Annotated in this window: 21 protein-coding genes; 12 read left to right on the top strand and 9 right to left on the bottom strand. The window is 63.7% G+C overall.

All coding sequences use genetic code 11. From position 1 onward, the window contains the following. Window positions 1-82: 82 nt before the first annotated feature. Entirely contained in the window at window positions 83-823 is a 741-nt protein-coding gene (locus tag A3CW_RS0114820; RefSeq protein WP_154677948.1) for a hypothetical protein, read from the top strand. An 8-nt stretch (window positions 824-831) separates the two neighbouring features. Here A3CW_RS0114820 and A3CW_RS46310 read toward each other — a convergent pair whose 3' ends face one another. From A3CW_RS46310 to A3CW_RS0114800, 4 genes are all read right to left on the bottom strand, one after another. Then, complete coding sequence (locus A3CW_RS46310) at window positions 832-2,592, bottom strand: peroxidase family protein (RefSeq protein WP_081771668.1); 1,761 nt, start codon at window positions 2,590-2,592, stop codon at window positions 832-834. 260 nt (window positions 2,593-2,852) lie between these two features. Next, window positions 2,853-4,634: an ABC transporter transmembrane domain-containing protein gene (locus A3CW_RS0114810; RefSeq protein ID WP_028204276.1), complete on the bottom strand. Its 1,782-nt coding sequence runs from the start codon at window positions 4,632-4,634 to the stop codon at window positions 2,853-2,855. Window positions 4,635-4,692: 58 nt separating this feature from the next. Then, the gene (locus A3CW_RS0114805) at window positions 4,693-4,995 is read right to left on the bottom strand and encodes a hypothetical protein (RefSeq protein WP_028204275.1); all 303 of its coding nucleotides are present in this window, start codon (window positions 4,993-4,995) and stop codon (window positions 4,693-4,695) included. Between the two features lie 16 nt (window positions 4,996-5,011). Continuing rightward, window positions 5,012-5,581, bottom strand: a complete 570-nt coding sequence (locus tag A3CW_RS0114800; RefSeq protein ID WP_028204274.1) for an RNA polymerase sigma factor — start codon at window positions 5,579-5,581, stop codon at window positions 5,012-5,014. Window positions 5,582-5,878: 297 nt separating this feature from the next. Between A3CW_RS0114800 and A3CW_RS0114795 the strand changes: the two genes are divergently transcribed. Continuing rightward, the gene (locus A3CW_RS0114795; protein ID WP_051481466.1) at window positions 5,879-6,700 is read left to right on the top strand and encodes a flagellar brake domain-containing protein; all 822 of its coding nucleotides are present in this window, start codon (window positions 5,879-5,881) and stop codon (window positions 6,698-6,700) included. Window positions 6,701-6,719: 19 nt separating this feature from the next. Here the strand turns inward: A3CW_RS0114795 and A3CW_RS50570 are convergent, their stop codons facing one another. From A3CW_RS50570 to A3CW_RS46300, 5 genes are read right to left on the bottom strand one after another with little or no spacing between them, the layout of a single operon-like run. After that, window positions 6,720-7,487 carry a phospholipase D-like domain-containing protein gene (locus tag A3CW_RS50570; protein ID WP_063750829.1) on the bottom strand — a complete coding sequence of 256 codons (768 nt, stop codon included), beginning with the start codon at window positions 7,485-7,487 and terminating at the stop codon, window positions 6,720-6,722. Between the two features lie 20 nt (window positions 7,488-7,507). Continuing rightward, on the bottom strand, window positions 7,508-8,524 hold the full coding sequence (locus A3CW_RS0114785) for a hypothetical protein (protein WP_028204272.1): 1,017 nt from the start codon (window positions 8,522-8,524) through the stop codon (window positions 7,508-7,510). A 2-nt stretch (window positions 8,525-8,526) separates the two neighbouring features. Then, window positions 8,527-9,048, bottom strand: a complete 522-nt coding sequence (locus tag A3CW_RS0114780) for a (2Fe-2S)-binding protein (RefSeq protein ID WP_028204271.1) — start codon at window positions 9,046-9,048, stop codon at window positions 8,527-8,529. Further along, a complete protein-coding gene (locus A3CW_RS0114775; protein WP_028204270.1) occupies window positions 9,045-11,774 on the bottom strand; it encodes a xanthine dehydrogenase family protein molybdopterin-binding subunit in 2,730 nt (909 codons plus the stop codon). The genes A3CW_RS0114780 and A3CW_RS0114775 overlap by 4 nt, the downstream gene beginning before the upstream one ends. 36 nt (window positions 11,775-11,810) lie before the next feature. Further along, window positions 11,811-13,172 (bottom strand): formylglycine-generating enzyme family protein, encoded by a 1,362-nt coding sequence (locus tag A3CW_RS46300; protein ID WP_407669741.1) that lies wholly within the window; start codon window positions 13,170-13,172, stop codon window positions 11,811-11,813. 302 nt (window positions 13,173-13,474) lie between these two features. Between A3CW_RS46300 and A3CW_RS0114765 the strand changes: the two genes are divergently transcribed. From A3CW_RS0114765 to A3CW_RS50935, 10 genes are all read left to right on the top strand, one after another. After that, window positions 13,475-13,900 (top strand): DUF4399 domain-containing protein, encoded by a 426-nt coding sequence (locus A3CW_RS0114765; RefSeq protein WP_028204269.1) that lies wholly within the window; start codon window positions 13,475-13,477, stop codon window positions 13,898-13,900. A gap of 51 nt (window positions 13,901-13,951) precedes the next feature. Further along, window positions 13,952-14,377, top strand: a complete 426-nt coding sequence (locus A3CW_RS0114760; RefSeq protein ID WP_028204268.1) for a DUF4399 domain-containing protein — start codon at window positions 13,952-13,954, stop codon at window positions 14,375-14,377. 324 nt (window positions 14,378-14,701) lie between these two features. Then, window positions 14,702-14,968 (top strand): hypothetical protein, encoded by a 267-nt coding sequence (locus A3CW_RS0114755; protein ID WP_028204267.1) that lies wholly within the window; start codon window positions 14,702-14,704, stop codon window positions 14,966-14,968. Window positions 14,969-15,138: 170 nt separating this feature from the next. Next, entirely contained in the window at window positions 15,139-16,563 is a 1,425-nt protein-coding gene (locus A3CW_RS46295) for an efflux transporter outer membrane subunit (protein ID WP_051481498.1), read from the top strand. 177 nt (window positions 16,564-16,740) lie between these two features. After that, window positions 16,741-18,603, top strand: a complete 1,863-nt coding sequence (locus A3CW_RS0114745) for an FHA domain-containing protein (RefSeq protein WP_028204266.1) — start codon at window positions 16,741-16,743, stop codon at window positions 18,601-18,603. A 22-nt stretch (window positions 18,604-18,625) separates the two neighbouring features. Beyond that, window positions 18,626-20,011: an HlyD family efflux transporter periplasmic adaptor subunit gene (locus A3CW_RS0114740; RefSeq protein WP_028204265.1), complete on the top strand. Its 1,386-nt coding sequence runs from the start codon at window positions 18,626-18,628 to the stop codon at window positions 20,009-20,011. A 48-nt stretch (window positions 20,012-20,059) separates the two neighbouring features. Then, window positions 20,060-20,812 (top strand): peptidylprolyl isomerase, encoded by a 753-nt coding sequence (locus tag A3CW_RS0114735; RefSeq protein WP_028204264.1) that lies wholly within the window; start codon window positions 20,060-20,062, stop codon window positions 20,810-20,812. An 18-nt stretch (window positions 20,813-20,830) separates the two neighbouring features. Continuing rightward, window positions 20,831-23,902 carry a peptidase domain-containing ABC transporter gene (locus A3CW_RS0114730; protein ID WP_028204263.1) on the top strand — a complete coding sequence of 1,024 codons (3,072 nt, stop codon included), beginning with the start codon at window positions 20,831-20,833 and terminating at the stop codon, window positions 23,900-23,902. Continuing rightward, the gene (locus A3CW_RS0114725; protein WP_028204262.1) at window positions 23,899-25,218 is read left to right on the top strand and encodes a sigma-54 interaction domain-containing protein; all 1,320 of its coding nucleotides are present in this window, start codon (window positions 23,899-23,901) and stop codon (window positions 25,216-25,218) included. The genes A3CW_RS0114730 and A3CW_RS0114725 overlap by 4 nt, the downstream gene beginning before the upstream one ends. Before the next feature lie 603 nt (window positions 25,219-25,821). Then, the coding region (locus tag A3CW_RS50935; RefSeq protein ID WP_154677947.1) for a helix-turn-helix domain-containing protein at window positions 25,822-26,012 on the top strand (191 nt) is incomplete at its 3' end.

Raw genomic sequence — 26,012 nt, 5'->3', positions numbered from 1 at the left:
ATGGTATATCACGTTGTGATGCAGTGTGCGTATTTTCAATGAATTCGCCATGCGGCAGTGCATCACGCAAGACGGAGACGCGATGACTCCACAGCTATCCTCGCAGGCCCTCAGCCCCTCGGAGTATATTGCGCGGCATCTGCAGAATTTCGCCTCCTCCACGCCGGCTTCGGCGAGTGTCGATCAGCATGCGCAATGGATCGTGTGGAACGAGGACGTATTCGTCATCGCGGGCATCCTGTTCGTCGTGCTCGCATGCATCGGCGCGCGCCGGGACAAGTGGGCGCTGTTTACGCTGAGTCCCGGGGTGTCGTTCGGTCGGCGTCTTTATCTCTGGTGGTCCTGCGCCTGGCGTCAGTGGCTCGCGAGCGCGCTGCTCTTCGTGGTGGCTTTCTCGGTGTTGCGTCTCTCGCTCGGGAAGATTGCCACGCCCCTCATGGCGTTCGCCGCGAACCGGGTTCCGCACGAGCTCGCGCAATCCTCGCCGGCCATTTCGCTTGCGATTGCCGGCATGCCTTTCATCGTGCCCATGCTCGCATATGTGCTGCTCAGCCTGCCGCTCGTGGGGTACATGGTGCGACGCGGGCTGGCCGCGCACGCCATGCCCGCGCCCCGGCAGTTCGGCTTCTGGCGCGCCACGCTGCTCGGCTTGATTACCTATGCGTGGACCTTGCCGGCCAGCCTCGCCATTACCAATGTAGGGGTCTCCTCTGCGCAGCCGCTCGCGAACGCACTGCGCGCGATACTGCTCGTGGCCTGGGGCATGTATATTGTGCTGCCGCGCCAGGCGCGCAGCGTCGCGCGCCTGGCCGCCTCTCGGTAGCGGGGACTTCAGGTCGCCAGATCGACGACGGCCTTCAGCGGTATCAGCCGCCATGCGCCGGCGGTCGCGAAAGCGATGATCTGCGAGAACGTGGCGGGCGCATTGCCGAAAATCTCGGCCTCGAGCGCGGGCGCGCTGCCGGTGCGATGGATGATCGAATCCGGGTCCTCGTCCAGCAGCCCGTAGAACACCTCGACGACGATACGGCCTCCCACCGGGCCAAGACGCGTCAATGCGCCGACGCCGGGCTTGCCGTCCTGCGTGCCGAGCATGGCGTCCTCACTGAACGCCTCGCCGATGGGCGCAAGCTCGAGCACCGGAACTTGCGCTTCAGCGAGGATATAAAACCATAGCGGCGTGTCGTCCTTGAACGTGTCGCCAAGCGCCGGGCTCTCGCCATCCGCACTCAGCGAGGCGATGCGATCGAAGCGGAAAGTCTTCGACGGATCGCTCGAAACCTGCGTGCGAACCACGAGTTCGTCGGGACCGAGCGGCGTTACGCCAAGCGCGCTCGCCACCGTCTCGCCGCTCGGCAGGCCGTAGACATTGCCGCGCAACAGGTTGAGCATGGCCAGCGAACGAAAGCCCTTTGCCGATGCCAGCTTGTCTGCCGCGTCGGGAATCGGCACATCGGACACGCTGTGCGGGAGTTTCGAAAGCGGATCGACGAGCGATGGATCGAACTTGTACGCGTATTGCAGACGCTTGACGTCGTTTGAAGCATCGTCGGCCACGCCGGCGGCGGCCTTGTTCGCGCCGTCGAGGCCGGGCCCGCCTTTCTCGCCGGGCAGCGGATGTTCGCGCGGGAAGAAGCGTTGCCAGTCGTCGATCACGTGTGTTTCGGGCAGCCGGTCGAAACCGACGAGGCTATCCTTGTTCGCATTCGTGCCGTCGAATATCGGTGCGCTGAAATTGTCGTTCAGCACGTAGCCGTTACGCACGCCCGAGTGGCCATAGCGGTACGCGGCCCCCGTGAATTCGCGCGGCAGGTTGCGTCTCGCCGGACCCGGACCATAGAGCTTGTAGGCATGCGCGCGGTCCTGGTCGTGCGCGGTCACGAATGCATCGACGACGGACGAATCGACGATCCGATGCAGGAAGTCTTCGACCAGCACGCGCTGATAGGCCCAGCGCACCTGCGTGCGCGCCGCTTCGAACAGATCGCTTCCGCGCAGCGTGCTGTCGGCTTTCGCGAGCCGCGCGACCACGCGGTTATGAAAACGCAGGAACAGCATCTGGATCTGGCAGACGATCGAATTCTCGTCGTTGCGCTTGTCGCCGATGATCGCGCGAGCGTTGTAGGCATTCTCGGTGCGCGGCAGATCGTCGTGACCCTCGATCAGCGAGGCGCCCTGATAAATCCCCTTGTGCGGGTGGGTTTCGTCCGCATACATGTAGGGCGCGTCGTCGGGTCCCGGGCCGTACACGTTGTCGAGGTCGAAACGCGGCGTGCGCAGGTTGGTCGGAAGCTGGCCCGTCGTGCGCGCCTGGATCAAGGTCAGCTGCGACGTGGTATCGAGCGTCAGGTCGTGATCGATGAACTGGCCAAAATACGTGTAGCCGGCCGGTACGTAAAGGTTCTCCTCCGGGTCGGGATCGTTCGATACGGTATCTGCCGCTGATTGCATGCCTCGCGCGAGTATGGCCAGGTGCGCAGGGTCGTAGTGATTGAAGCGCGGCGGGAACATCGAAGTCAGCTCTTCGTTCAGGCGGCTCATTCCCGCATGGGCTTCGACGAGGTTGCGCGGTGTACCTTGGGGATTCATCATCGTTCTCCTAAGTAATTCATCGCAGAAAAACACTTCGCAGGCGAGCCGGCGAAGGACCCCGTTCGACTTCAGGCTGAGTGGATTATTTTGAGGTGGCGGCGGCGACGATCGCCGCGAATTCAGAGGGCGGATTGACAGGAAGCAGGATTAATCTTTCTGTAAGAATTGAATGTGCGATAACCCACGCATGGGCGGGGCTTCGATTTGCGAACGTTCGACTACGCATGTACGCAATCGCGCCGCAGCGGCGCGGCTGATTGTTACGTGACGGTATTCGCGTGTTGCGCGCCGAACTGCAGCGCCGCGAGCTGCGCATAAAGCGGCGAACTCTGCAGCAGGTCCGCATGCCGGCCTTGCGCCACGATGCGGCCCTGGTCCATGACGACAATGCGGTCGGCTTGCTGCACGGTGGCGAGACGATGCGCGATGACGAGCGTCGTGCGGTTTTGGGCAGCGTTGTCCAGCGCCGTTTGCACGAGCCGTTCGCTCGCGGCGTCGAGCGCGCTGGTGGCCTCGTCGAGCAGCAGAATGGGCGGATTTTTGAGGATCGCGCGCGCGATGGCAATACGCTGCCGCTGGCCGCCTGAAAGGCGCACGCCGCGCTCGCCGAGGAACGTGTCGTAGCCTTGCGGCAGTTCGTCGATAAAGCCGGCCGCCGCCGCCATGGCGGCGGCGCGCTGGACGGCTTCGAGCGTGGCGTCGGGCGAGCCGTAGCGAATGTTGTCGAGCACGCTGCCCGAAAAGATCACCGACTCCTGCAGCACGACGCCGATCGCCTGGCGCAACGCCGCGAGCGACACCTGTTGCGTCGGGACACCGTTGATGCTGAGGTTCCCCGATTGCGGGTCGTAAAAGCGCAGCAGCAATTGAAAGAGCGTGGTTTTGCCTGCGCCCGATGGACCGACCAGCGCGACATGCTCGCCCGGGCGCACGTCGAGCGAGAAGGCGTCGAGCGCGGCAATGCCGGGGCGCGAAGGGTAGGAGAAGCCAATGTTGTCGAACCGGATGCCCGCGCCGTGAGCCGGCAGCGGCACGGTCGTCGCCGCCTGCGCCACGGGCGAGCGCGCGGCGAGCAGTTGCAGCAGCCGTTCGGTGGCGCCAGCGGCCCGTTGCAGATCGCCCCACACTTCGGCAACGGCGCCCACGGCGCCGGCCGTGAACACCGCGTAGAGAATGAACTGGGAGAGCTGGCCGGCGCTCATCTGGCCGGCCAATACTGCCTGCGCGCCGAGCCAGAGCACGAACACGATGGCGGCGAACACGAACACGATCACCACGGCCGTCAACCCGGCGCGCGCCCGAATGCGTGTGAGCGCCGTTTCGAAGGCCGCTTCCACGGCGCCGCCAAAGCGCTTTGCCTCGAACGATTCCTGGGCATACGACTGCACCGTGGGCATGGCGTTGAGCACTTCGCCCGCCAAAGCGCTTGCGCTCGCCACCTTGTCCTGGCTCGCGCGCGAAAGCCGCCGCACGCGCCGCCCGAAGATGACGATAGGTGCGACCACAACTATCAGTGTGGCGATGATGTAGCCGGACAGCACCGGGCTCGTCGCGACGAGCATCGCCACGCCGCCGACCGTGAGGAGCAGGTTGCGCAGGCCCAGTGAGAGGCTGGTGCCCACCACGGTCTGGATCAGTGTCGTGTCGGTGGTCAGGCGCGAGAGCACTTCGCCCGTTTGCGTGGTCTCGAAGAACTGCGGGCTCATGCGTATCACGTGGTCGTACACGGCGCGCCGCAAGTCGGCCGTCACCCGCTCGCCGAGCCACGAGACCCAGTAGAAGCGCAGCGCCGTCGCCGTGGCGAGGATCAGCGAAACCACGAAGAGCGCGATGAAATAGCGGTCGATATGCGCGCGATCTCCGCTGGCGAAGCCACGGTCGATCAGGTACTTGAACGCCACCGGCAGCGCGAGCGTCGCGCCCGCCGAGGTCAGGAGCGCGAGGAAGGCAAGCGCCCAGCGCCCCGCATAGGGGCGCAGGAAGGGCAAAAGGGCGAAGAGGGGCGCGACGCGTGAAGGGCGGCGGGCGGGGACATCTGGCATGGAGCTTCCTGGCGGATCGACAATGAAGGGATTGTGCCAGCCCGTGGCTGGCCCTGGCTTACTGCGCGGGCGGCGTGGCTCCATTGCGCACCTGCTCGCGCTCTTCCGGCGTCATCTGCTGCCACTGTTGCCACTGGTGCCAGTGCATGCGTCGGCGGCAGCCGCCATGCCCGCGGAATCCGCCGAACAGGATCCGGCACAGCACCAGCAGGCCGATCGCGCGTGGATAGTCGATGGCATGCGCATTGGCCACGATCGCCGGTGCGATCCAGTTCCACAGGCCCATGACGATCCCGCCCAGCACGGCGATGACCGCAATCAACAGCAGCGCCTTGGCAAACATTTTGCGGCGAAACTTCATTCCAGTCTCCTTCGGTTCAAATCTCGAGGTCGTCCCATGACGCGCGCAAACGTTCGCGCAGATGCAGCACCGCATAACGTTTGCGCGCCAGCAGCGTGTTCACGCCTACCCCGCTCGCTGCGGCCAGCTCCTTGAAACTGCGCCCGTCCAGTTCGTGCGCGATGAACACCTCGCGCTGGCTGACGGGCAATTCGTCGAGCGCGGCGCGCAGTGCGTCGAGCATCGCTGCGCGCTCGTAAGCGGCCTCGGGGCCGGCGTCGGGCGACGGCAGCGCGAGGTCGAGGCGGTACTCGCCTTCGTCCTCTTGCGGCTCGATGAGCGACACTTCCCTGCGTTTGCGGAACCGGTCGACGATGCGATTTCGCGCCACGCGAAAGAGCCACGCGCCAACCTGCTCGATGGGGTCCGGCAGCCGCCACGCCTGGACCAGTTCCTCGAACACGTCCTGAAGAATGTCCTCGGCTTCGTCCTGGTCGATCACGCGGCGGCGGATGAAATTGCGCAGCCTCGGGCGCTCGCGGGCGACCGTGTCGGCGATTTCGCGGTCCTGCGTACTCAGCGGGCTCGGGGTGGGCGGCGGTTCCATACCCGTGTAGACGATCCGGAAAGAGAAATATTGTGACGCGTAATCTCCGGTTTTATGTGGCATGAATATTTCGCTAAACAGGGCCGGAGATAGCCGCATTTTTATTGACATCGGTCACTATATTTCGGTCACAATGCAGGCGTCGAACAAAACCAATAAATTCACACGCTATCGGTCATGCACCTTCACGAGCCTGGCAGCGGTACTGCGTCAAAAACTCTGGAACTCCTCGCGGACCCTGGGCAGCTGCCCCTGGAAACACCGCTGCCATTGGCGGTGTTTCACCATGATGGAACGATGCTGCTGCCGCAAGGCGGTGTGCTGAACGGCGAGCAGCGCGACTTCCTCTTCGCGCACTTCCAGCCTTATCGCAACACGGCGGAGGAGGCGAGTCTCGCGAGCGCGCAAGACAGCCTGGCCGAGCGTGGCGAGCGTGGCAAAGGGCCGTTGACGCTGGACGACATGAATCTCGCCATTGGCGCGCTGCTAGGCATACGCAGCCAGGCGGGCACGGGGCGCGAGATGCTGCCGTGCCGGCTGATCGGTTTCCGGCCGGGCGGCGCGATGTTCGTCACGCCACCCGCTGCGTCCAAGCCCGCGTGGGAGCCGTTCCAGGGCGAGCAGGTCGAGATCGTTGCGATCGCAACACAAGCCGTGTTCTGGCTCGTCTGCACCGTCGAGGCGGTCTGCACGCATCCGTTCCGCTATCTCGTGCTCTCCGAACCGGGCACGATTCGCCGGCTGCGCGAACGCCGGGCCGTGCGCGTGCGCACGCAACTCGCAGTGCGCTATGGCGTGGACCTGACGGGCTCGGAACTGGACCGGCTCGGCATTGGCTGCGATATCAGCGTGCTGGGCATGTCGCTCGCCGCCGGGCGCAAGATCGGCGAGGTTGGCGAGCGCATTTGCGTGGTGTTTCCCATCGAAGCGGGCAACGGGGGGGCGACGTTCCAGGCCGTCGCCGTGATCCGCAATCTGCGCGCCGATACCCCACAGGCAGGACTCACCCTGCACGGACTCGAATTCGACACGCTCTCTCCCGAGAGTCAGGTCGCCCTCAAGACGTTCGTGTTCGACCGGCAGGACGCCGTGTCTTACTGGGCTGGCATGCCGACCTGAACCGGCCGCGCGATAGCGTTCAATTGCGCTTGCCGCGCTTTGCCGCTGCCGCGCCTTTTTTTGCGGGCGCAGCGGTGGCCGTGGTTTTTGCGGCGGCTTTGGTGGTGGACGCGGCGGCGGGCGAGGTGGTGGACGGCGCAGTGGCCAGCGTGTAGCCCTGCGCTTTCGCTGTCATGTGCTCGGCGATCAGTTCTGTCTGAAACCGGTTGATCGTGTCGGGGTCCGTAAAGATGGTCTGCGTGTTGTTTTGCGCCAGGTAGCCCGGGCCTCCCGGCGCGCCCTTGGTCACGAATATCCCCTCGCCGGCCGCCGACCAGTTCACCGATCCCTCGCCGCCCACCTTGCCGTCGGCCACGAATCCCTTCGTATGACTGATTTGATGGGTCGCCGATTCGCCGATCACGAAGAAGGTGTTGAATCTGGCCGGGTCCTGCGCGATATCGGACTCGAGTAGCTTCTTTTCATGCACGCCGCCCGCCTGGCTTTTGTCGAGCGTGATCATCATGGTGATGGTCGGGTCCAGCGCTTGTTGCATGAGGATTTCGTTGAGCTCCTCGTCGTCGAATCCGAACATGTTCATGTAAAGCGAAACGCTGGCGCGGGAAAGGACGTACTTCAGAATGTCGTGGACGTCGTCGCGTCCTACGTAGAAGAGATGGAAGTCCTTGCTGGCCGTGCTCGAGTAGCTTTTCTCGCGCGTGTATTGCTGCAGTTCGAGCAGATCGAAGGTCTGCAGGGTTTGCGTGACATCGGATATGACGTTGCTCGCGCTCACGTTTTCGGGCATTTCAGGTCTCCTCGTGTAGGTCAATGCAATGACCGGTTATTCGAACTCGAAGGCATGGGTGTGAACGCGCAATTCGCGTCTTTGTGCGCCGGATCTCTGCAGCAGGCCAGCAAGGCCTCGACCGACGCAACGTTTGCCTTGTCCCATTGCTCATTGCTCATCGCGTTGTCGGTCGGCATCCAGTGGTTCAATGGATAACTGGAGGCAAGCTGGTCGCCTCCTGGCGCGTTCCGCTTGCCCACCGAAAGCCCGAGATAAGCCGTACAGCTCTGCTCGCTGCCGATGCGGTGGCAGCCAACGCAGGTGTTGCCGGGTGTGCTCATCGTCATGAGGTGATACGACGAGAAGGCCTGCCCGATGCTCGAATACTTCCCCCAGGGGTCGGTGGGCACCTTGTCCCACACCTGCCCGATATATGGGCTGAAGATGAAGGGGCCCGCGTCGTGGCATTGGAGGCATGTGGGTTTTTCGGAGGCGACCACTGCGGGTGTCGCCCAGAATTCGACTGCGGGGGGCTGTCCTGCAGGCGGCTTTCTCTCGTTTGGCGGCGGCACGCGGGTCGCAACGATTCCACTACTTGCGGGCACGTCAGCTTGCGATTTCGGTACTGGCGGCGTCTTCGACTCGAACCAGCAGGTCTTGCCGTTGCCCGAGTGATGCATCACGACGACTACGCCGTCATAGTGCGGATCCTTATCGTCGCGCAGCACATCGCGCCGGCAATACGCGGAGATTTGCGTGTTGCCGCGCGATAGATTCAGGATTTTTGAAAACGGAATGCATTGACCTTTTGCTTCTGAAGTCGGGCTCAGCAATGAGGGCTTGTCGCATCGCTTCGGGGACTCATTTGGTCCGGGTGGCTTTCCATCGATCGTAATGGGAATATCCGTTCCGTCATTGCAATTGAACGGTGGGATTTCGCCAATCTCCCTCACGCATTGATCCGCGTATTCGAGCAAGGTCTGCTCATGCGTAAAGGCAGCAAGCGGCACGGCGAAGAGGAAGCAAAAAGCGAACAGGCGGGCGCGGACAGACATGGTCATCCTCCGCTTTTCATCTGCATTTGCGCGACTTTGCGAATCGCTTCGCGATACTTCACGTAGCCTGTGCATCGGCACAGATTTCCCCCCACCCAGGTGTCGATTTCCGCGTCGAGCTGGTCTGCGCCGATACGGTACGCCTTCAAATGTTCGAGCATGGCGGTCGCCGCCATCAGAAAGCCCGGCGTGCAGTACCCGCACTGAAACGCGAAAGACTCGAGGAAAGTCTGCTGCAGCGGCGAAAGCCTGTTGCCGTCCGCGAGGCTCTCCACGGTAAAGACATGCTGATTCGCGACCGCGCTCACGGGTGTGACGCACGCCAGGGTCTTTTCCATCAGCGCGTCGCGGCTGCTGCGCAGGCCCACGGTACACGCGCGGCATGCGCCAATGCCGCAGCACACCTTGGTCCCCGTCAGGTCCATTCGCTCGTGAAGATATTCGGCGAGGCTCATGTCGGTATCGGCGGCCGGTACCGTGACTGCGTGTCCGTTCACGTGAATCTTGACGTCGGCTTCGCTCACTTCAGGGCCTCGCGTATCTTGTCGGGCGTGACGGGGGTTTCCCGGAAGCGATGCCCGGTTGCCATGGCCAGCGCGTTCAGCAGCGCCGGCGCAATGGGGCACATCACGGCCTCGCCGATGCCGCGCGCGCTGTGATGGTCTCCATCCGGCGGCGGCAGCGCGATCAGTTCCTGCCGTGGGACGTCGGTCATACGCGTGATGAGGTAGCGGTCGAGATTCCACTCGCCGTTGCCGGGGCCGTGATTGTCCAGCGGACACGACTCGCTCAACACATTGCTCATCGCCATGGCCACTGCGCCTTGCGACTGGCCTTGTACGATCTCGGGGCAAATGAGGCGGCCGGCGCTGAGCGTCGTGACGACATGTTCGACCTTCACGTGGCCGCTTTCGGGGCTCACGGACACCGCGACAAGCGCTGCCGAAGGCGCATAGTTCGTGCGCCCGAAATTGAACGTATCGGTTGGCGGCAGCAACTTGCCTTGAGGCAAGCTCTTGAGATTGTGCGTATCGGTGCCAACGGCTATGAAGTCGCAGTCCATCTCGAAGGAGCCCGACGCGAACGTGTACGTGCTTTTCCAGAACCCACCCGCATAGGTGACGTGAGCGGCGGCCACGGTAGGCAACTGCCGGCGGTTGATCTCGTCGAGCAACGCAGGCCAGCCAATTGGCTCCCGACCCGCGGCGGTCAGCTTTCCGTTTGTCCACTTGAGGTCTTGCCGCGCGATGTGCGGGTTGCGCCATATTGCGCGTGCGGCAGGCAGCACGCTTTGCAACATCAACACCATTGCCGCGCGGTCTACGGCCTGAAAGTGATGGAACGCACCGAGGCAGGCGCTCGAAGAACCAAAGGGGGCCGAGATCGCTTTACTTCCGGTCTTGCCCAGGATGCCCAGCTTGGTGTAATCGAAATCTGGAATCTGAAACGCCTCGACTTCGTTCATGGTGATTTTCTGCGCGTTCTGCCCAAGGCACGCGGCAGGCGCGAGGGCCAACGTGGTCGCCGCGCCATTGCCCATGTCCGTGTAATGCGTGAGTACATGCAGGCCCGCGTTCGGCTCAATCTGCACCATCGCGAATACGGCGTCCTTGCCGGTACCGTATGCCTGATTTGCCATGGCGAGCCCGACGCCATATCGCAACCCGAGCGCGCGGCGTTGTGCGCGCACGCTTTCCCTGTTGCGCCATAGCTCGTGCGCTTCAAGCTGGTTCAGCAGGTCGGCGAGTTGCAGATGGAACAGAATCGGTGCGCCAGTGAGCGTTTTGCCGTGCTGCTTGCTCAGCAGGTTGGTGTGCCGGATGTCGAATGGACTTTTATGCAGCGCCTGGGCGGCCTCGTCCATGAGCGTTTCGATGGCGAGATAAGCCTGGGGACCGCCGAAGCCGCGCTGCGAGCCGCCGAACAACGCGGGCGTATAACTCACGGAGCTTTGCGCAATGGCGCGCGGAATGTCGTAGCAGCTCATGGCGCTCATGGCGGCAAGGTCGCCAACGGGGCCTGTGAGATTTTCCTTGGCGCCGCCATTGAAGCTGAAGGAACTGACGAGCGCCTGGAGCCTGCCGCTATCGTCGAGCCAGATGGACTCCGTGAAATCCGTTTCCGCGCGTTTCAAACCGACCTGGAACTGTTCAGGGCGCGACTGCTGCCAGCGCAACGCCCCCTTCGCGAAGGGCGCGGCGAGCGCGAGATAAACGGGAAAATACGATTCGTCGCGGCCGCCGAATCCGCCGCCTGGGTAGCAGCTGATCACGTGAACGTGCTTGACGTTGATATTGCTGTCCTTGAACACCTTACATGCGGCCAGGCAGTCGCCGCGCGGCGATTGTGTGCCGAGCACCAGGTTCAGACAACCGGAATCCCCCTGAAACCACGCCAGTCCCGACTCCGGCTCCATGAAGACGGGATCGATTGCGGGCGTTTTGAAGGCGCCATCGAACTGGTGCCAGGCCTTGCTGTCGACCTTGGCGCTGGCCAGACTGAGAATGCCTTTACCTATGCTGTTGCATTTGGCGGTGAATGTCGTATCGGCGTGGCCGCTGCTCTGGAGGTTCGAAAACGACTTCGCGTCGTCGCGCACATAAAGCTTCGATGCGGATGGATACAAGGTGGTCGTGGTGCTTTGCGGCACCGTTGCTCCGTAACGGATCACCGACTCGTTGAAATCGAGCAGTTTCTTTGCGTGGCGATACGTATCGAAATCTTCGAAGATCAACAAGGCGACGGGCTGACCGTAGCAATTAGCGGGTTTGCCCTTCTGCGCGAAAAGATAGATATCTTCGCTAGCTACCGGATCCTTTTCGGCAGCGAGGTAGATGCGATTGTCATTCAACGTCTGGTTGGATACCACGGCGATGGGGCGAAGGTCATGCGGCAATACGCTCAGGTCGAAGTCTTCGAAATTCTTGTCGACGCAATTGCATCTCAGGGCGTATAGCCAATTTTCTTCTTTCGGCCAGCCGTCGAAGTCGCGCGCCTTGTAATCGCGCGCGTAGATCTTCGCGCCCGTGACCTTGCTCACGCCCTCGATGCGCCAGCGCGCCTTGCCAGGTTCCGGCGCCCAGTCGGGGGCGCCGTTCGGTGCCTGTGGCGCGGAATGGGCGTTCGTCGCGGCGAGTGCGGCTGGGCTCGCGGCCGCGAATGCGGTGATGGAGCTGACCGACATCGTGACCGCGCCGCTCCCCATGGCCTTGAGGAATGTCCGGCGAGTAATCGGAACATCGCAAGCCATGTGCGTCTCCAGGCGAGACCCGCAGCGTAGTCTGCGTTATTTCATGTCGCGCGCTACGCGAAATCCATTGGCTTCGTAGCGTACGCTGCTGTCGTATTTGAAGCGCGTGGCGGCGAGCATATAGCCCGCGCCGTCGCGCCACGATCCGCCGCGGATCACGCGCGTCTGGCAGTTGGGCTCGTCCCATGAGTGGCCATCGTTCGGCGCGTTCTTGTACGAGTTGTGCCAGCAGTCGCTGACCCATTCCCAAACGCCGCCGGCCATGTCGTAGAAGCCAAACGCGTTGGCGGGAAAAGAGCCGACGTCGTCGGGCGCCTCGACGTGCCACGGCGGCCCACAGTCCTTGCAGTTCGCCGTGCCCTTGCGCATGTCGTTGCCCCACCAGTAGCGCGTTTCGGTGCCGGCGCGCGCGGCATATTCCCATTCCGCCTCCGTCGGCAGGCGATAGGGTTTGCCGCTCACCTTCGAAAGCCATTTCACGTACTGCTGCGCGTCGTCCCAGCTCAGGTCGCGTACGGGGGCGTTCGGCGAGGCGTTGTTCTCGTTCGACAGGCGCGGGCAGGCGCTCGCGGCGACACACGCGTTCCACTGCGCCACCGTCACCGCATACTTCGCGAGCGCATAGCTATGGCTGATCGTCACGTGGTGCGCGGGCCGCTCCGATGCATCGTCGGTGTCGATGCCCATGGTGAAGTTGCCTGGCGTCACCGCGACCAGCACCGGGCAAGATGGGCAGTCCTGAATGTCGTGCGGACCCGGCTTCGAAATGGCCGGGTTGGCCTTCGCAGCAATCGCTGCTGCTGCGGCCGTCGCCGCTGCCGTGGCCGCGGCGGGAGGCGCGGAGGCGGGCGCTGCCTTGGTCTGAGCGGGTGGCGGCGCGGGCGACGGGGCGGCCGGGGGAGGCGGAGTCTTTGCCTGAGGCGCCGGTGCCGGCGCGGCGGCAGCGGGGCTGCTAGCCGGGTGCAGGGTGGGCGTAGCGGGCGCGGCGGACGCTGCAGCCGGTTTCGATGCCTCCGCACGCAAACGCGTCAGGCGAGCCTGCGCGAGCGGCGCGAAGCGTCCATTCGGATAGGCCTTGAGATACGCCTCGTAGTCGCTGGCGTATTGACTGTCCTTGATCGAATTCCAGAACGTGATTTCGTATTCCTGGGAGGTGTCTTTCGGCATCAGGCCGACTCGCACGATCGCGACGCCATAGCGTTGCCGCGCTGCGCTGGCCGCGGCGACCCGCTCAAGCGCGGCGTGGGCGCTTGCGTACCCACCAGGGTCTTGCGGCTCGAGACGCGGCTGCTCGCGTGCCGGAGTCGAGCGGTCATGCGCCGCCGGCGCAGCCGAGCGTAGCGTCGAGGTCAGGCCTAGCGAGATCAAGAGGCACACAGGCAACACTAGCCGCCACATGTTCGTTCTCCCTATCAGGTGCCAACCCGGGTGCATACCCAGGCGTCATCGCCTTTCAATGCCGACGGTGCGCTACCCCGCGGCAGTCGCCGGCCGCGCTCGCGCGAAACGCGGGCCGCCGCCGGCACAGGCACTGCCTGCGCACAACTACAAAATAGCACGCACGCCGGGCGATGCAGTAACTGGGTGGCACCCGCGCGCGCCGCGCCGATTTATCTCCATCCGCTTGAATCCGTCCTAAGCTGTAGAACACGCACCGAACTCCAAAGCCGCGCGCCGTCTGCCGAACGAGGAGCATAAAGATGCAACGAAGAGCAACCCTGTTGGCCCTGGCAGCGGCCGTCCTGATGCCGCGCCTCGCGTTTGCCGAGCGCACCCCGTCGCCGCCCGGCGCGGAGGTCTACATCATCTGGCCGCCGGACGGCGCGACGATTCCCACCGGCAAGTTCTGGGTGCGCATGGGGCTGCGCAACATGGGCGTCTGCCCCAAGGGGATCAACAAGGCGAACACGGGCCATCATCACTTGCTCATCGACACGGACCTCCCACCGCTCGACCAGCCGATCCCGTCGGATCGCAATCATTTGCATTTCGGCGCGGGCGAAACGGAAGCCCGGATCGAGCTTCCGCCGGGCAAGCACACGCTGCAGTTGCTGATGGGCGACTACAACCACGTGCCGCACGATCCGCCGGTGTACTCCAAGAAGATCACGGTCAACGTCAAGTAGCGAAGGACATCCGGCTTTAGCCGCAGCGCAAAAGAAGCGGGAGTGCATGCCATGAACAGGTTCCTCGTTTTTGCTGCCAGCCTCGTGCTGCTCGCGGGCGGTGCGGCGCATGCAGGCACGACGCCGGCCGACCCGAACGCGCATGTTTATATCGGCTGGCCCAACGACGGCCAGGTCATGCCGGCCGGGCGGCCATTTCGCGTCTGGTTCGGGCTGCGCAACATGGGCGTGGCGCCTGCGGAAGTCGAGTTTCCCAACACGGGCCACCACCATCTGCTCGTCGATACGGACTTGCCGCCGATGGATCAGCCCATTCCATCCGATCGCAACCACCTGCACTTCGGCGCCGGCCAGACCGAAACCACGCTTCAGTTGCCGCCGGGCAAACATACGCTGCAGCTGCTGATGGGCGACGCGCACCACGTGCCGCACAACCCGCCGGTGTACTCGAAGAAAATCACCATCTACGTTAAGTGATCCATACGATCCTGTCGCGCACGCCGCGGCGATAGACGAACGTTTGCGACGCTTTCACGTCCCCCCGAAAATCCCTGTTCGCAGCACGCCAACATAAGCCGGTCGACGAGTTGGCGTGCGCCCATCACAACGCACGGATCGCGTGCGCCACGCGCCGCGCGTGAGGCTCCGGGAATTCCAGAACAGTCCTTATGCAACGGGCGTTGTGCCGCGGCGCGCTCGCGCGCTCGTGCACATGGCACGCCTCATGCCTTGTTGGACCTGAGCCCGCAACCTTGCAGCTCAAAACCCCAACAGTGTTGCATCCTTTTCTGGAGAACTGCCATGAGCAAGCTGATGATCGCCGACCTGAGCGTCGCACAAGAACTCGACCGCCGTGAAATGAGCGCCGTACGCGGCGGCCTGGGCCTCTGGCCCGTCTACTACCCGACGCCGAGCGTGAAGGTCGACTCCACCAACTTCACCGCAGAGCAGCTGATCGGCCAGACGAACACCATCCTGAGCAACACGGGCAACGACGTGGCGTTCGTGAACAACCTCCATTCGTCGGTCAACCCCGTGCAGACGGCTCACAACACGATCAACTTCTGATCGTGCTGCCAGCCGTGGAGGCTTCCCGCCTCCACGGCGCCGCCCTCCACCGCGTCCGCTGCACACCGCTTCTTCGTCGCGTCCTTCGCCGCCTTCCGCTCAAGGAGTCGATTGTGAACACACCGCTCTCGCCGTCCGCCGCACACGCAGGCCGCGGCGCGTCGCGCTGGCTGACCCGCTTCGTCGGAACGGCTGGGTTGTGTGCCGTGGCGCTGTGCGGCTGCACGGATCTGAGTACGCCTGCGTACCGGCGCCCGGACATGCCTGCGAAGGACGCCTGGGCGCATACGAGCCGCACGTTTTCCGCGGCCGATACGGTCAATCCGCAGTGGTGGACAGAGTTCGACGATCCCTACCTGAATACACTCATAGAAAAGGCGATTGCGGGCAATATCGATATCCGGGTACTGGCGGCGCGCATTGGCGTGGCCGGGGCGCAGATCGGGGAAGTGCAGGCCGGTGCACTTCCCACGGTCGACGCGGGCGCGGGTATCGATTATGAGAAGAGCACGGGGCTAGTGCTCTCGAAGACCTATAACGTCGCCACTCAGGTCAACTGGGACATCGATATCTGGGGCAAAGTCGAAAAAAGCGTGCAGGCCCAAAAGGCCGAGTATCACGCTAGCGAAGCGGATTGGCGTGCAGGCTATTTGACGCTCGTTGCGAATGTGGCGAGCACTTATTTCCAGATCCTCCAGTTCGACGATCAGATCCGCGACGAGGAAGACACGCTGAAGCGGAACAAGCAGATTCTCACCATTTACCAGCAGATGTACGCAAACGGTGTCGCGCCGAAAACCGAGGTGCTGCGCCAGGGCGCGGAAGTCAATGGCGTGACGAACGAACTGCTGGAACTGCACCGTGAGCGCGATACCGCCGAAAACGCGCTTGCCACGCTGGTCGGCGTGCCCGCGGGCGAGTTCAGGATGCCGCTGGGCCAGTTGCGCGAGCGCGTGAAGCTGCCGGATGTGCCCATGGGCCTGCCCGCGCAGTTGCTGGGGCGCCGCCCCGACGTGGTGGCCGCGCAGTACCGCATTCTCGAATCGTATGATGAAGTCGGTTCCGCGCGGCTCGCGCAATTGCCGACCATCAGTCTCACGGGCCGCGCCGGCACAGCCGCGTTCTCGCTCTCCGATCTGTTCAAGGTATTCACGCTGAGCTTCATGCCGAGCATCGACTTCCCGATGTTCGACCCCGGCGTACATGCCCACATCAAGACGACCGAGGCCCAGGGCAAGGTTGCCGAAGAGCAGTATCGCCAGGTGGTGTTCACGGCGTTCGAAGAAGTCGAGAACGCGCTCGTGAACCTCGACGCGCATAAAAAGCAGCGCATCGAATTGCTGCAGCAGAACGAGCGGCTGCGCACCGTCGCGGCGCAGGTCGAGGCGCAGTTGAAGGAAGGGCTCGTGTCGCAGCTCGAAGTATTGGAGTCCGAACGTTCGCTCGCGAATGCGGAACAGTCGCTTCTCGCCAACCATGAGCTGATTCTGAGCGACACTGTCACCCTCTATAAGGCGATCGGCGGCGGCTGGCCCGACGTCGATGTCGCCAACGTGGCCTCGAGTTCCGCCGTGCCGGCAGCGCCCGTCAAGTGAGCGCGCTCGTTGCGGCGGGCCGCGTCAGTTGTTTGACTCCAGCCAACAGTCGCCTACACTTTTCTCACACCCCGATCGCCATGTGCAAGGCGCACGGCTTCACACGGAGAGTCAGTGCGCACGCGGCGCTTGCGCCACGCGCGTCCCGGCTGACAACTGCTGATCGCTGGCGGAATCATGGTGCCTGACGCCGCTTCCATTGCCGAGAGCCAGACATCGCTCGACCGGACGTTCGATATCGTGCTGCGGCCGCTATCGCATGCGGAGCTGGGCGAAATCCGCATCGACAAGGATCTTTTCGCAGTCGGGCGGACACAGCCGCCTTTTGCCGCGGCGCGGCCCGAGGTTGTGGTCGATGTCTCGCGCCGTCACGCGCGCATCTTCCGCGAGGGCGCGGCGGCCTACGTAGCCGACCTGGGCAGCAAGAACGGCACGGCGGTCAACGGTATCGAAGTCACCCAGAAGCCCCACGTGCTCAACGACGGCGACGAACTCAGCTTTGCCGGCGCGCTCGCGTTTCGCGTGAGCTTCGCGCCGCGTACGGTGCACGCGCCGGTGCGGGCGACCGTGGTGACGCTCACGCCGGAGCGCGCCGATCTCGGTCTGCAGCAGATCGTCGTCACGAGTTTTCCGTTCCTGATCAGCAAGGCCGACGAGACGTTCTCGCAGTATCACGACGCGTATCCGCATCAGGTGAACTACCTGTCGCGGCGTCATGCGCACATCTACGCCGAAGACGACGCGATGTATGTCGAAGACCTGGGCAGCACCAACGGCACGTTCCTCGACGGCCAGCGGCTCGACGATCACGCGGTCAAGCTCGAAGACGGCCAGCGGATCGCCTTTGGGGGCGAGCACTTCGTCTACCGGGTCGGCCTCGAGAGCACGAGTGGAAGCGATGCCACCGTGACGGCGACGCGCGAGCGCCGCGCGTCGGTGGTCGCCGAAGACGCCGACCGCACGACCTTCATTGGCAGCGCGCACTCGTTTCTCGACATTTTCTGCACGCCTCCCGCGCCCGCGCAGGACGACGAAATCAACCCCGATGCGCCTCACCCCGCGCCGGAACCGGGCCACGACGCGCGACGTCGGCGCGGCAGACTCGAGGTCTTCCTGAGCGAGCTGAGCGAAGCGCTGGGCGGCAGCGGGAAGATCAATATGGGCGCGTTCGCGCGCTGGGGCGGCGGCGGGATTGCCGTGATCCTCGCGCTCGTCGCGCTCACGTATTTCCAGGGCGCGCCGCAGCGCGACATGCAGGCGTTGCTCACGAGCGGACAGTTTGAAAGCGCGGCGCGCATGGCCGATCAATATCTCACGCGCCACCCGAACGACAGCACGTGGCGCGCGATGGGGACGGAAGCGCTCATCAAGGCGGACGTGCCCGACTGGGTCGCCGCGATCAACGCGCGCGCGTTCGACCGTGCGCGCGCCATCGTGGAAGACATGCGTACACTCGCGCGCCACAACCCGGACGCCGCGCCGCTCGTGGAAAACATCGGCTGGATCGGCGCACTGCAATCGTTCGTGCAGGGACGGGGCGGCCCGCAGGCGCCGATCCGCATCTATCGCGACGAAGCGCCGATCCATGCGCTGACGAGCCGCTGGAACGACGACCCCGGCGAGCATCAGCGTGCATTCGACCGGATCTCGGCCTATGTGCCGGCGTTTGCCGTCGTGTATGCGGACTCGCTCAGCCACTTGCGCAAGCTGCAGAGCGACGACTCCGTGTATGTGGCCGCGCTCGACCGTATCCATCAGGCAATCGACAGCGCGCTCGCGAGCGACCGCTTCGACGCGCTCACCGCGATGCTGAGCGACTACGCGCAGCGCTATCCGCGCCTCGCCGGGCTCGATGCCGTGCGCGCCGACGTCGACCAGTATCAGCAGATCGACAGCGAGGCGCACGCGGGCCACGTGCAGGCCGTTCACGACCGTCTGGCCGCCGCGCACTTCGCCACGCCGCCGTTCGCAGCCCATGCGGGCGCGCTCGAAACGCTTGCGCAAGCGGGAGGGCATGGTGAATCCGCGCCAGCTCATTGAGCGCCTGGGCAAGGCGCTCGGCATGCCGGGGGGGCTTGCGGCGCCCGAACCGCCGCGCCCGCTTGGCGAGGCGCTGGGCGACCACAGCGAGGAAGGCGTGGCGATCCTCACCGCGCGCCCGTGGCGCCTCATTGAGGCCACGATCATCACGATGGTTGGACTCGTGGTATGCGCCTTCCTGTGGTCGTTCGTCGGGCGTGCCGATGTCATCGTGAGCGCGCAGGGGGCGCTCGCCCCGGAGTCCGAAGTGCGCCGCATCTACGCGCCGGTGGATGGGGAACTCGTGGACATCTACATCGCCGAAGGTCAGCCCGTGGAGAAGGACGACGTCATTGGCCGTATCAACGCGCGCGGCGCGATCCAGGCGGCGACCAACGCGCTCGATGCGCGCCTGAAGCTCGACGACGCCGAACGCGACTGGAAGGAATTCCCCGAGAAGAAGGCGCTCATGGAGCGCAAGGCCGAGGCGCTCAAGGCGCAGATGGACGTTGAAACGCATCTGCATGAAACGCGCGTGGCGGAAGGCACGAGCAAGCTCCAGCAGGCCGAGAACGCCCAGCTCGACGAAGCGCGCGGCAATATCGACAACGCGCGCCACGTGCGCGACCTCGCGAAGGAAGACCAGGACAAGTACGAGCGCCTGTTCGCGCTGCCGGGCGGCGGCGGGGTATCGCAAAGCCAGGTCGAGGAAAAGCGCAGCGCGTTCCTGCAGGCCGATAACAACTACCGGATCGCACAGGCGCGGCTCAGCGAATTACAGGCGCAAACGAGCCACGAGTTTTCCCAGGCGAAGGCGCAGCTCGAAGGCAGCGCCGGGCAGCTCACGTCGCTACGCATCGAATACGACGCGACGGAGCGCGAAATCGCCAATACCGAGGACAAGCTGCGCCTGCAGGTGCAAACCGCGCGCCTTGCCGCCGACGCCGCGGCGCGCATCCGCTTTGAGAACATCGACAAGGACAACTTCCTGCTCGTGCTCGCGCCGGTCTCGGGCGTGATTACGGACGTGACGACGACGCAGCCCGGCGACAAGATCCAGGCGAACACGCCGCTCGGAGGCATTGCGCCGGCCAATGCGCGCCCGATCGTGAAGGTGGCGATTGCGGAGCAGGACCGCGCGTTCCTGCACGAGGGCTTGGCCGTCAAGCTGAAATTCAACGCGTTTCCGTATCAGCGCTATGGCGTGGTGGACGGCACGCTCGAATATATTTCGCCGACCACGAAGCCGCAGGCGCAGACGAAGGAGCCAGTTTACGAGGGTCGCGTGCGTCTCGCGCGCGACCATTTTTCGATTGGGGGCGCGACGTATCCGCTGCGCTACGGCATGACGGCAACCGCCGAAATCGTGGTGCGCGAGCGTCGCCTGATCGATTTCGCGCTGGACCCGTTCCGGCAGATCGCTGGCTGACGACACCAATCAGTTCGAAATTCGGGAATCGGAAATCAGGGGAACGCAATGACGACAATCGTACGGATCGACGATGAAGCGATCGGCACGGAAGATTTCATCCGCGCGCTGAAACTCACGGGGCAGTTCGAGAGCCTGGTCGAACAGCAGGTGCGCGACCGGCTGACGGTCATCGCCGCGAAGAAAATGGGCGTGAAGGTGGAGCCCGACGAAATCCAGCAACGCGCCGACCAGTTTCGCCGCGTGCGGGGGTTGCACCGCGCGGCGGACATGAATCGCTACCTGGACGTGTTCGGCATCAGCCTCGATGAATTCGAGCGCTTCATTACCGACACGCTCTATCAGGAGAAGACCGTCAACCAGATCTGCAGCGACGAGGCGGTCGAAAGCTATTTCAAGCTCAATTCGCCGAAATTCGACAGCATCGAAGTGAGCCACATCGTGGTGGACTCGGAAGGCAAGGCGCGCGAGGTCATGTCGATTCTGGAGGACGAGCCGCAGGCGTTCAGCGAAATGGCGCGCGAGCATTCGATCGCGGACACGAGCGAGCGCGGCGGCGTGATCGGCAAGGTGCTGCGCGGGTCGTTGAAAACGGACATTGAGGCGAAGGTGTTCAATGCGCAGGTCGGCGACCTGCTCGGCCCGTTCCCCGCTCCGGACGGTTCGTTCTTCGAAATTTTCTGCGTGACGGCAAAGCATCCGGCGTTGCTCGAGGCGGACGTTTCTTCCGAGGTGCGGCGGCTGTTGCGCGAAGAATGGCTCGCGGAGCGCGCGCAAGAACATATCATCGACGCGCACTGAGCGCGCAGAGCCACGCTGATGGACACCCAGGCGCCCCTACCTGCCAGCGCACCGTCGCTGGTGGATTTTCTCGCATCGGTCGAACCGCTCTCGCTCTTTACGCGCGAAGAACTCGACCGTCTCGCCGCGCAGGTCGAAACGCATAGCTACGCATTCGGCGACACGCTCTGCAAGCGCGGCGAACCCGCAGCCGGACTCTATGTGATCCGCTCGGGCTCCGTGCGGCTCATCGCCGAAGAGCGCGGCAAGGAAATGAGTCTCGGCGTGCGCAAGGAACGCGAAGTGTTCGGCGAAATCGCCATGCTGCGCGATTACTGGCACGAAGTGTCGGTGCGCGCTTCCGCGAAGACCGAGGTGCTTTGCATCCCCCGCGCGGCGCTCGAACCGCTGCTCGCCGCGAATCCCGCCGCGCAGTCGTTCGTGACGAGCTATGTGGCGATCAGCTCCGCGGGCGGGTTCGTCACGCGGCTCTTCGACCTGCGTGGCAAGCTATCGCGCGCCGAACTGGAAGAGTATGTGTCGAGCGTGGGCGTCAAGCGCGTGAGCGCGGGCAAGGAGATCATCCATCAAGGCGCCGGCGGCGACATGCGCCTGTATGTCGTGCGCCAGGGCGAAGTCAGCATTGCGCGCGAGGAGGACGGCAGCGTCTATCAGATCGCGAAGCTCGGCGCGGGGGAAATTTTCGGCGAACGCGCGTGCCTGCTTCGCCAGGATCAGCCCGCGAGCGTCACGGCGCTCACCGATGTACGGCTGCTGGTGATTCCCGAGAAGACCGTGCATTTCATGCTGGAGCGCAACCCGAAGCTGCGCGAGGTGCTGGAAGAGCGCGTGCGCTTCAACGAGCGCGAATTGCAGCGGCAGAAGAAGGTCGCCGAGCGCCGCAGCCGGCCCGTTGCCGTGGACAGCGGCGCGGACGCGACCTTCAGCGAACGCGTGATCAAGCGCTTCGTGCTGGTCGAACAGGCCGAAGAGATGGATTGCGGCGCGGCGTGCCTCGCCATGATCTGCCGGCATTACGGCATTCCCATGACGCTCGGCAAGCTGCGCGACCTCGCGAACGTGACGACGCAGGGCGCGACGCTGGACAGTCTCGCGCGCACCGGCGAGGCGCTCGGCTTCACCACGCGCGGCGTGCAGTGCACGTACGAAGCGCTGCAAGGGTTCGAGCTGCCCTTCATCGCGCATTGGGAGGGCTACCACTACATCGTTGTATATGGCGTGTCGAAGCAGTGGGTGAGGGTGGCCGACCCGGCGCTCGGTTTTCGCAAGCTGAGCGTCGAAGCGTTCGAGCGCGGCTGGAACGGCACGTGCCTCCTGTTCACGGCGGGCGAGACCACGGGCGCGCAGGCGGCGACGCACTCGCCGTGGGTGCGCTTCATCGGATATCTGCTGCCCTACCGGAAAATACTTGCCCACCTGTTTCTCGCGACCTTCGTGATCCAGATGCTGGGCGTGGTGCCGCCGCTCATCATCCAGAACATTCTCGACAGCGTGATCGTCCACCAGAACGTGAGCCTGCTGCATCTTCTGATCGTGGGGCTCATCATTTCGCACGTGTTTGCGCAGCTCATGACGACGATACGCGCGCATCTGTCGAATTTCATGGTGCGCAGTCTCGACTTCGCGATGATGTCGCAGTTCTTCAAGCACACCATGTCGCTGCCGTTCTCGTTTTTCGCGCGGCGTAAAACAGGTGATATCTTCGCGCGCTTTCAGGAAAACCAGACGATACGCGCGTTTCTGACTGAATCGACGGTGACGACGGCGCTCAACCTGCTGATGATCTTCATCTACTTCACGATCATGTTCCTCTACAACGTGAAGCTGACGCTGCTGCTGATCGCGTTCGTGATTCCCATCATGGCGCTGACCGCCATTGCCACGCCGCGCATCAAGCGCTACGCGCGTGAAGTCTTCGCTGTGTCCACCGACGCGCGCTCCATGCTGATGGAGACGCTTGGCGGCGTCGAAACCGTGAAGGGCATGGGGATAGAAAGAGCGGTGCGCCTGAAGTGGGAGCGCAAGTACGCGAAGTCGCTCGAAGTGCAGTATCGCGCGCAGGCGTTCCATATTCTGGTCGGTCTCGGCAGCCAGTTGCTCAATGCCGCGACCACGATCGTGATTCTCTGGGCGGGCGCCACGCTCGTGCTCGATCAGGAATTGAGCATCGGGCAGCTCATTGCGTTCAATGCGTTCATGGGCAGCGTGCTCGCGCCGCTCATGGGTCTCGTGGGGCTCTGGAGCCTCATGAACGATGCGGCGGTCGCGATGGAGCGGCTAGGCGACGTGCTCGATATCGAGCCCGAGCAGAAGCCCGCCGACCTGGGTTCGCGCGTGCTGCTTCCCGACCTGCAGGGCGACATTGAATTCGACGGCGTGTATTTCCGCTACGGCGGCAACGAAACGCCTTATGTGCTGGAAAACATCAGCTTTTCGGTCGAGCGCGGCCAGATGGTGGCGATCGTCGGGCGCAGCGGCTCCGGCAAGACGACGCTCGCGAAACTGCTGGTGGGCTTCTACGCGCCGACCGAAGGCAAGATCAACGTGGATGGCTACGACATGAGCGTGATCGACCACGCGTACTTTCGTGCCCAGGTAGGCTACGTGATGCAGACGAACCTCGTGTTCTCCGGCACGATTGCCGAGAACATCGCGTGCGGCGATGCAACGCCCGACTGGCGGCGCATGGAGGAAGTGGCGCGCATGGCGGATGCGCACGCGTTCATCAGCAAGATGCCGCTCGGCTACGAGCAGGTGGTGGGCGAGCGCGGCGTGGGCCTCTCGGGCGGGCAGATCCAGCGCCTTTGCATTGCGCGCGCGCTCTATCACGACCCGCGTCTGCTCGTGTTCGACGAAGCGACCTCGTCGCTCGACACGCAGTCGGAAAGCAACATCCTTTCGAACATGCATGACATTCTCCAGGGCCGCACGGCGCTCATCATCGCGCACCGGTTGAGCACCATCATGCGGGCGGACAAGATCCTCGTGCTCTACGAAGGGGCGATCGTGGAGCAGGGGCGGCACGAAGAACTCGTCGAGCGCAGGGGCATGTATTACCAGCTCGTGCAAAAGCAGCTGGGGGCATCATGAAGCTCTTCGACCCGCACGGCTTTGGCAGTTCCGTTGTGTCATATGCGGGGCTGCTCGAGAAGATCGAGATCCTGCGCTCCACGCTGCGCTGGGCGCCGCGGCTCGAACGCACCGACATCGAAAAGCTTTTGAACCAGTCGAACGCGCTGCGCGAGGAAGTCATGCAACTCTCGCGCAAGGAGCGCTTCGTCGAAGCGGCGTCAGAGGCGCCCGAAGCGCTCGATGCGCTGGCCAGGCCGGACGCCCTCACGCCCTCCGCGCACCGGCGGCGCGAGGCGCTGATCGAGCGCAGCTTCATCTTCGAAGGCATATTCGGCGACAACCCGAAGCTGCTCGCCGCGCTGGAGATTGCGGAAAAGGCGGCGCCCACCGACCTGCCGGTGCTGATCGACGGCGAAAGCGGTACGGGCAAGGAGTTGATGGCGAAGGTGATTCACGCCAACGGCGCGCGCGCCGACCGCCCGTATATCTCGGTCAACTGCGGCGCGATACCCGAGAACCTGCTCGAATCGGAGCTGTTCGGCCATCGCAGAGGGGCGTTCACGGGGGCGTCGAGCGATCGCAAAGGGAAGTTCGAAAGCGCGCATACGGGGACGATCTTTCTGGACGAGATCGGCGAGTTGCCGCTGCAGGGGCAGGTGAAGCTGCTGCGCGTGCTCGAAGCGCACGAGATCCAGCGGGTGGGCTCCGATGAACCGATTGGGGTCGACACGCGCATCGTTGCGGCGACCAACCGCAACTTGCGCGAACTCGCCGCGCAGGGGCGGTTTCGCGAGGACCTGTTTTATCGGCTGAGCGTGATTCATGTGACGTTGCCGGCGCTGCGCGAACGCAACGACGAGATTCCGCTACTCATTGCTTATTTCGGCGATGAGGCTGCTGGGCAGCTCAAGCGACGGCCAGTGAAGCTTACGCCCAAGCTGCGCGACTTTTTGCTTACGTACGCTTATCCGGGGAATATTCGCGAGCTGCGTAATCTCGTGTATCGGCTTTCGTGCCTTGCGGGCGACACGGCCGATATCGAGCATCTGCCCGATGATATCCGGCCTAAGCCTGCTGCGCTGGCTTTGCGGGTGGCGGAGGCTGAGGCGGCGGGTGCGCCTCTTTCACTGAGCGATGCGAAGCGCGCTGCTAGTGATGAGGCTGAGAGGGCGTTTCTTGAGCGTGGGTTGCAGGAGACTGGGGGCACGGTGGCGGAGCTTGCGAGGCGCTGTGATATGAATCGGTCGCATTTGCAGATGCTGCTTAAGAAGCATGGGATTCATTCTAAGGATTTTCGGCATGCCGATAAGGTGAATCATGAGAAGGAATCCTGAGCGGGTGCTCAGTGGGTGATTTTGTCGTCGTTCCTGGCGATTTCGCGTTTTCTTATGTTCGCGTCGGTATGCAGGCGTTGCCCCTGTGCGGGGCGGCACCTACTTTTCTTTGCCAGCGGCAAAGAAAAGTAGGCAAAAGAAAGCCGCTTAAACCGCCAGCGCCTGCCACAGTTCACATCGCGCCGTTGATGGTGAATGGCTCCGGAGCGTCTGTCACCTCGCACCACCAAAGTGAGTGACAAGGCAGTCATTCATCCCGCTGCTCGCTACGCGCGCTGCGGTTGGGGCTGCANGGGAAACCAGGGGGCGCTGTCAGCCTCGGCGAGAATGCACGCGCACCAATGGTTTTTGGTTATGCCCTTCGGCGCGCGGAGCGCCGCCGGAAGGATGATTGCCTTGTCACTCCGTTTGTGGGCGAGAGGTGACAGACGCTCCGGAGCCATTCACCATTAGCGGCGCGATGTGAACCGTGGCAGGCGCTAGCGGTTTGAGCGGCTTTCTTTGCCTCCTTTCTTTGCCGCGGTGTATGGACCGGAGACATGGGTAACAGGTGTGCGGGGACATGGGTAACACTTCGGGCGAGTGATTCGCCTGGAGCCGTTCATGCCCTGGAACCCGAGAAACACCATGAACCTGCGTCTGGAATTCGTGAATCTGGCCTTGCAGGAAGGCGCCAACCGGCGTGAGCTGTGCCGGCGTTTCGGCATCAGCCCGAAGACCGGCTACAAGTGGCTGGCCCGGCATGCCCAGGATGACAGCGCCGCCGCGTTGGCGGACCGCTCGCGCCGGCCCCT

Source organism: Paraburkholderia nodosa DSM 21604 (assembly GCF_000519185.1).
Classification (GTDB): Bacteria; Pseudomonadota; Gammaproteobacteria; order Burkholderiales; family Burkholderiaceae; genus Paraburkholderia; species Paraburkholderia nodosa.
The sequence above is the reverse complement of the archived record's forward strand: the minus strand, read 5'-3'. Positions and strand labels throughout refer to the sequence as shown.

What these genes read in the sequence shown, in the direction of transcription:
- A3CW_RS0114800 (WP_028204274.1), bottom strand. Translation starts at nt 5,581, where the DNA reads ATGGAACCGCCGCCCACCCCGAGCCCGCTGAGTACGCAGGACCGCGAA.
- A3CW_RS0114740 (WP_028204265.1), top strand. Translation starts at nt 18,626, where the DNA reads ATGCCGGGGGGGCTTGCGGCGCCCGAACCGCCGCGCCCGCTTGGCGAG.
- A3CW_RS0114775 (WP_028204270.1), bottom strand. Translation starts at nt 11,774, where the DNA reads ATGGCTTGCGATGTTCCGATTACTCGCCGGACATTCCTCAAGGCCATG.
- A3CW_RS0114730 (WP_028204263.1), top strand. Translation starts at nt 20,831, where the DNA reads ATGGACACCCAGGCGCCCCTACCTGCCAGCGCACCGTCGCTGGTGGAT.
- A3CW_RS0114805 (WP_028204275.1), bottom strand. Translation starts at nt 4,995, where the DNA reads ATGAAGTTTCGCCGCAAAATGTTTGCCAAGGCGCTGCTGTTGATTGCG.
- A3CW_RS50570 (WP_063750829.1), bottom strand. Translation starts at nt 7,487, where the DNA reads ATGCCCGAAAACGTGAGCGCGAGCAACGTCATATCCGATGTCACGCAA.
- A3CW_RS0114760 (WP_028204268.1), top strand. Translation starts at nt 13,952, where the DNA reads ATGAACAGGTTCCTCGTTTTTGCTGCCAGCCTCGTGCTGCTCGCGGGC.
- A3CW_RS0114795 (WP_051481466.1), top strand. Translation starts at nt 5,879, where the DNA reads ATGCTGCTGCCGCAAGGCGGTGTGCTGAACGGCGAGCAGCGCGACTTC.
- A3CW_RS46300 (WP_407669741.1), bottom strand. Translation starts at nt 13,172, where the DNA reads ATGTGGCGGCTAGTGTTGCCTGTGTGCCTCTTGATCTCGCTAGGCCTG.
- A3CW_RS0114785 (WP_028204272.1), bottom strand. Translation starts at nt 8,524, where the DNA reads ATGTCTGTCCGCGCCCGCCTGTTCGCTTTTTGCTTCCTCTTCGCCGTG.
- A3CW_RS0114820 (WP_154677948.1), top strand. Translation starts at nt 83, where the DNA reads ATGACTCCACAGCTATCCTCGCAGGCCCTCAGCCCCTCGGAGTATATT.
- A3CW_RS46310 (WP_081771668.1), bottom strand. Translation starts at nt 2,592, where the DNA reads ATGATGAATCCCCAAGGTACACCGCGCAACCTCGTCGAAGCCCATGCG.
- A3CW_RS0114725 (WP_028204262.1), top strand. Translation starts at nt 23,899, where the DNA reads ATGAAGCTCTTCGACCCGCACGGCTTTGGCAGTTCCGTTGTGTCATAT.
- A3CW_RS0114745 (WP_028204266.1), top strand. Translation starts at nt 16,741, where the DNA reads ATGGTGCCTGACGCCGCTTCCATTGCCGAGAGCCAGACATCGCTCGAC.
- A3CW_RS0114755 (WP_028204267.1), top strand. Translation starts at nt 14,702, where the DNA reads ATGAGCAAGCTGATGATCGCCGACCTGAGCGTCGCACAAGAACTCGAC.
- A3CW_RS0114765 (WP_028204269.1), top strand. Translation starts at nt 13,475, where the DNA reads ATGCAACGAAGAGCAACCCTGTTGGCCCTGGCAGCGGCCGTCCTGATG.
- A3CW_RS0114810 (WP_028204276.1), bottom strand. Translation starts at nt 4,634, where the DNA reads ATGCCAGATGTCCCCGCCCGCCGCCCTTCACGCGTCGCGCCCCTCTTC.
- A3CW_RS0114735 (WP_028204264.1), top strand. Translation starts at nt 20,060, where the DNA reads ATGACGACAATCGTACGGATCGACGATGAAGCGATCGGCACGGAAGAT.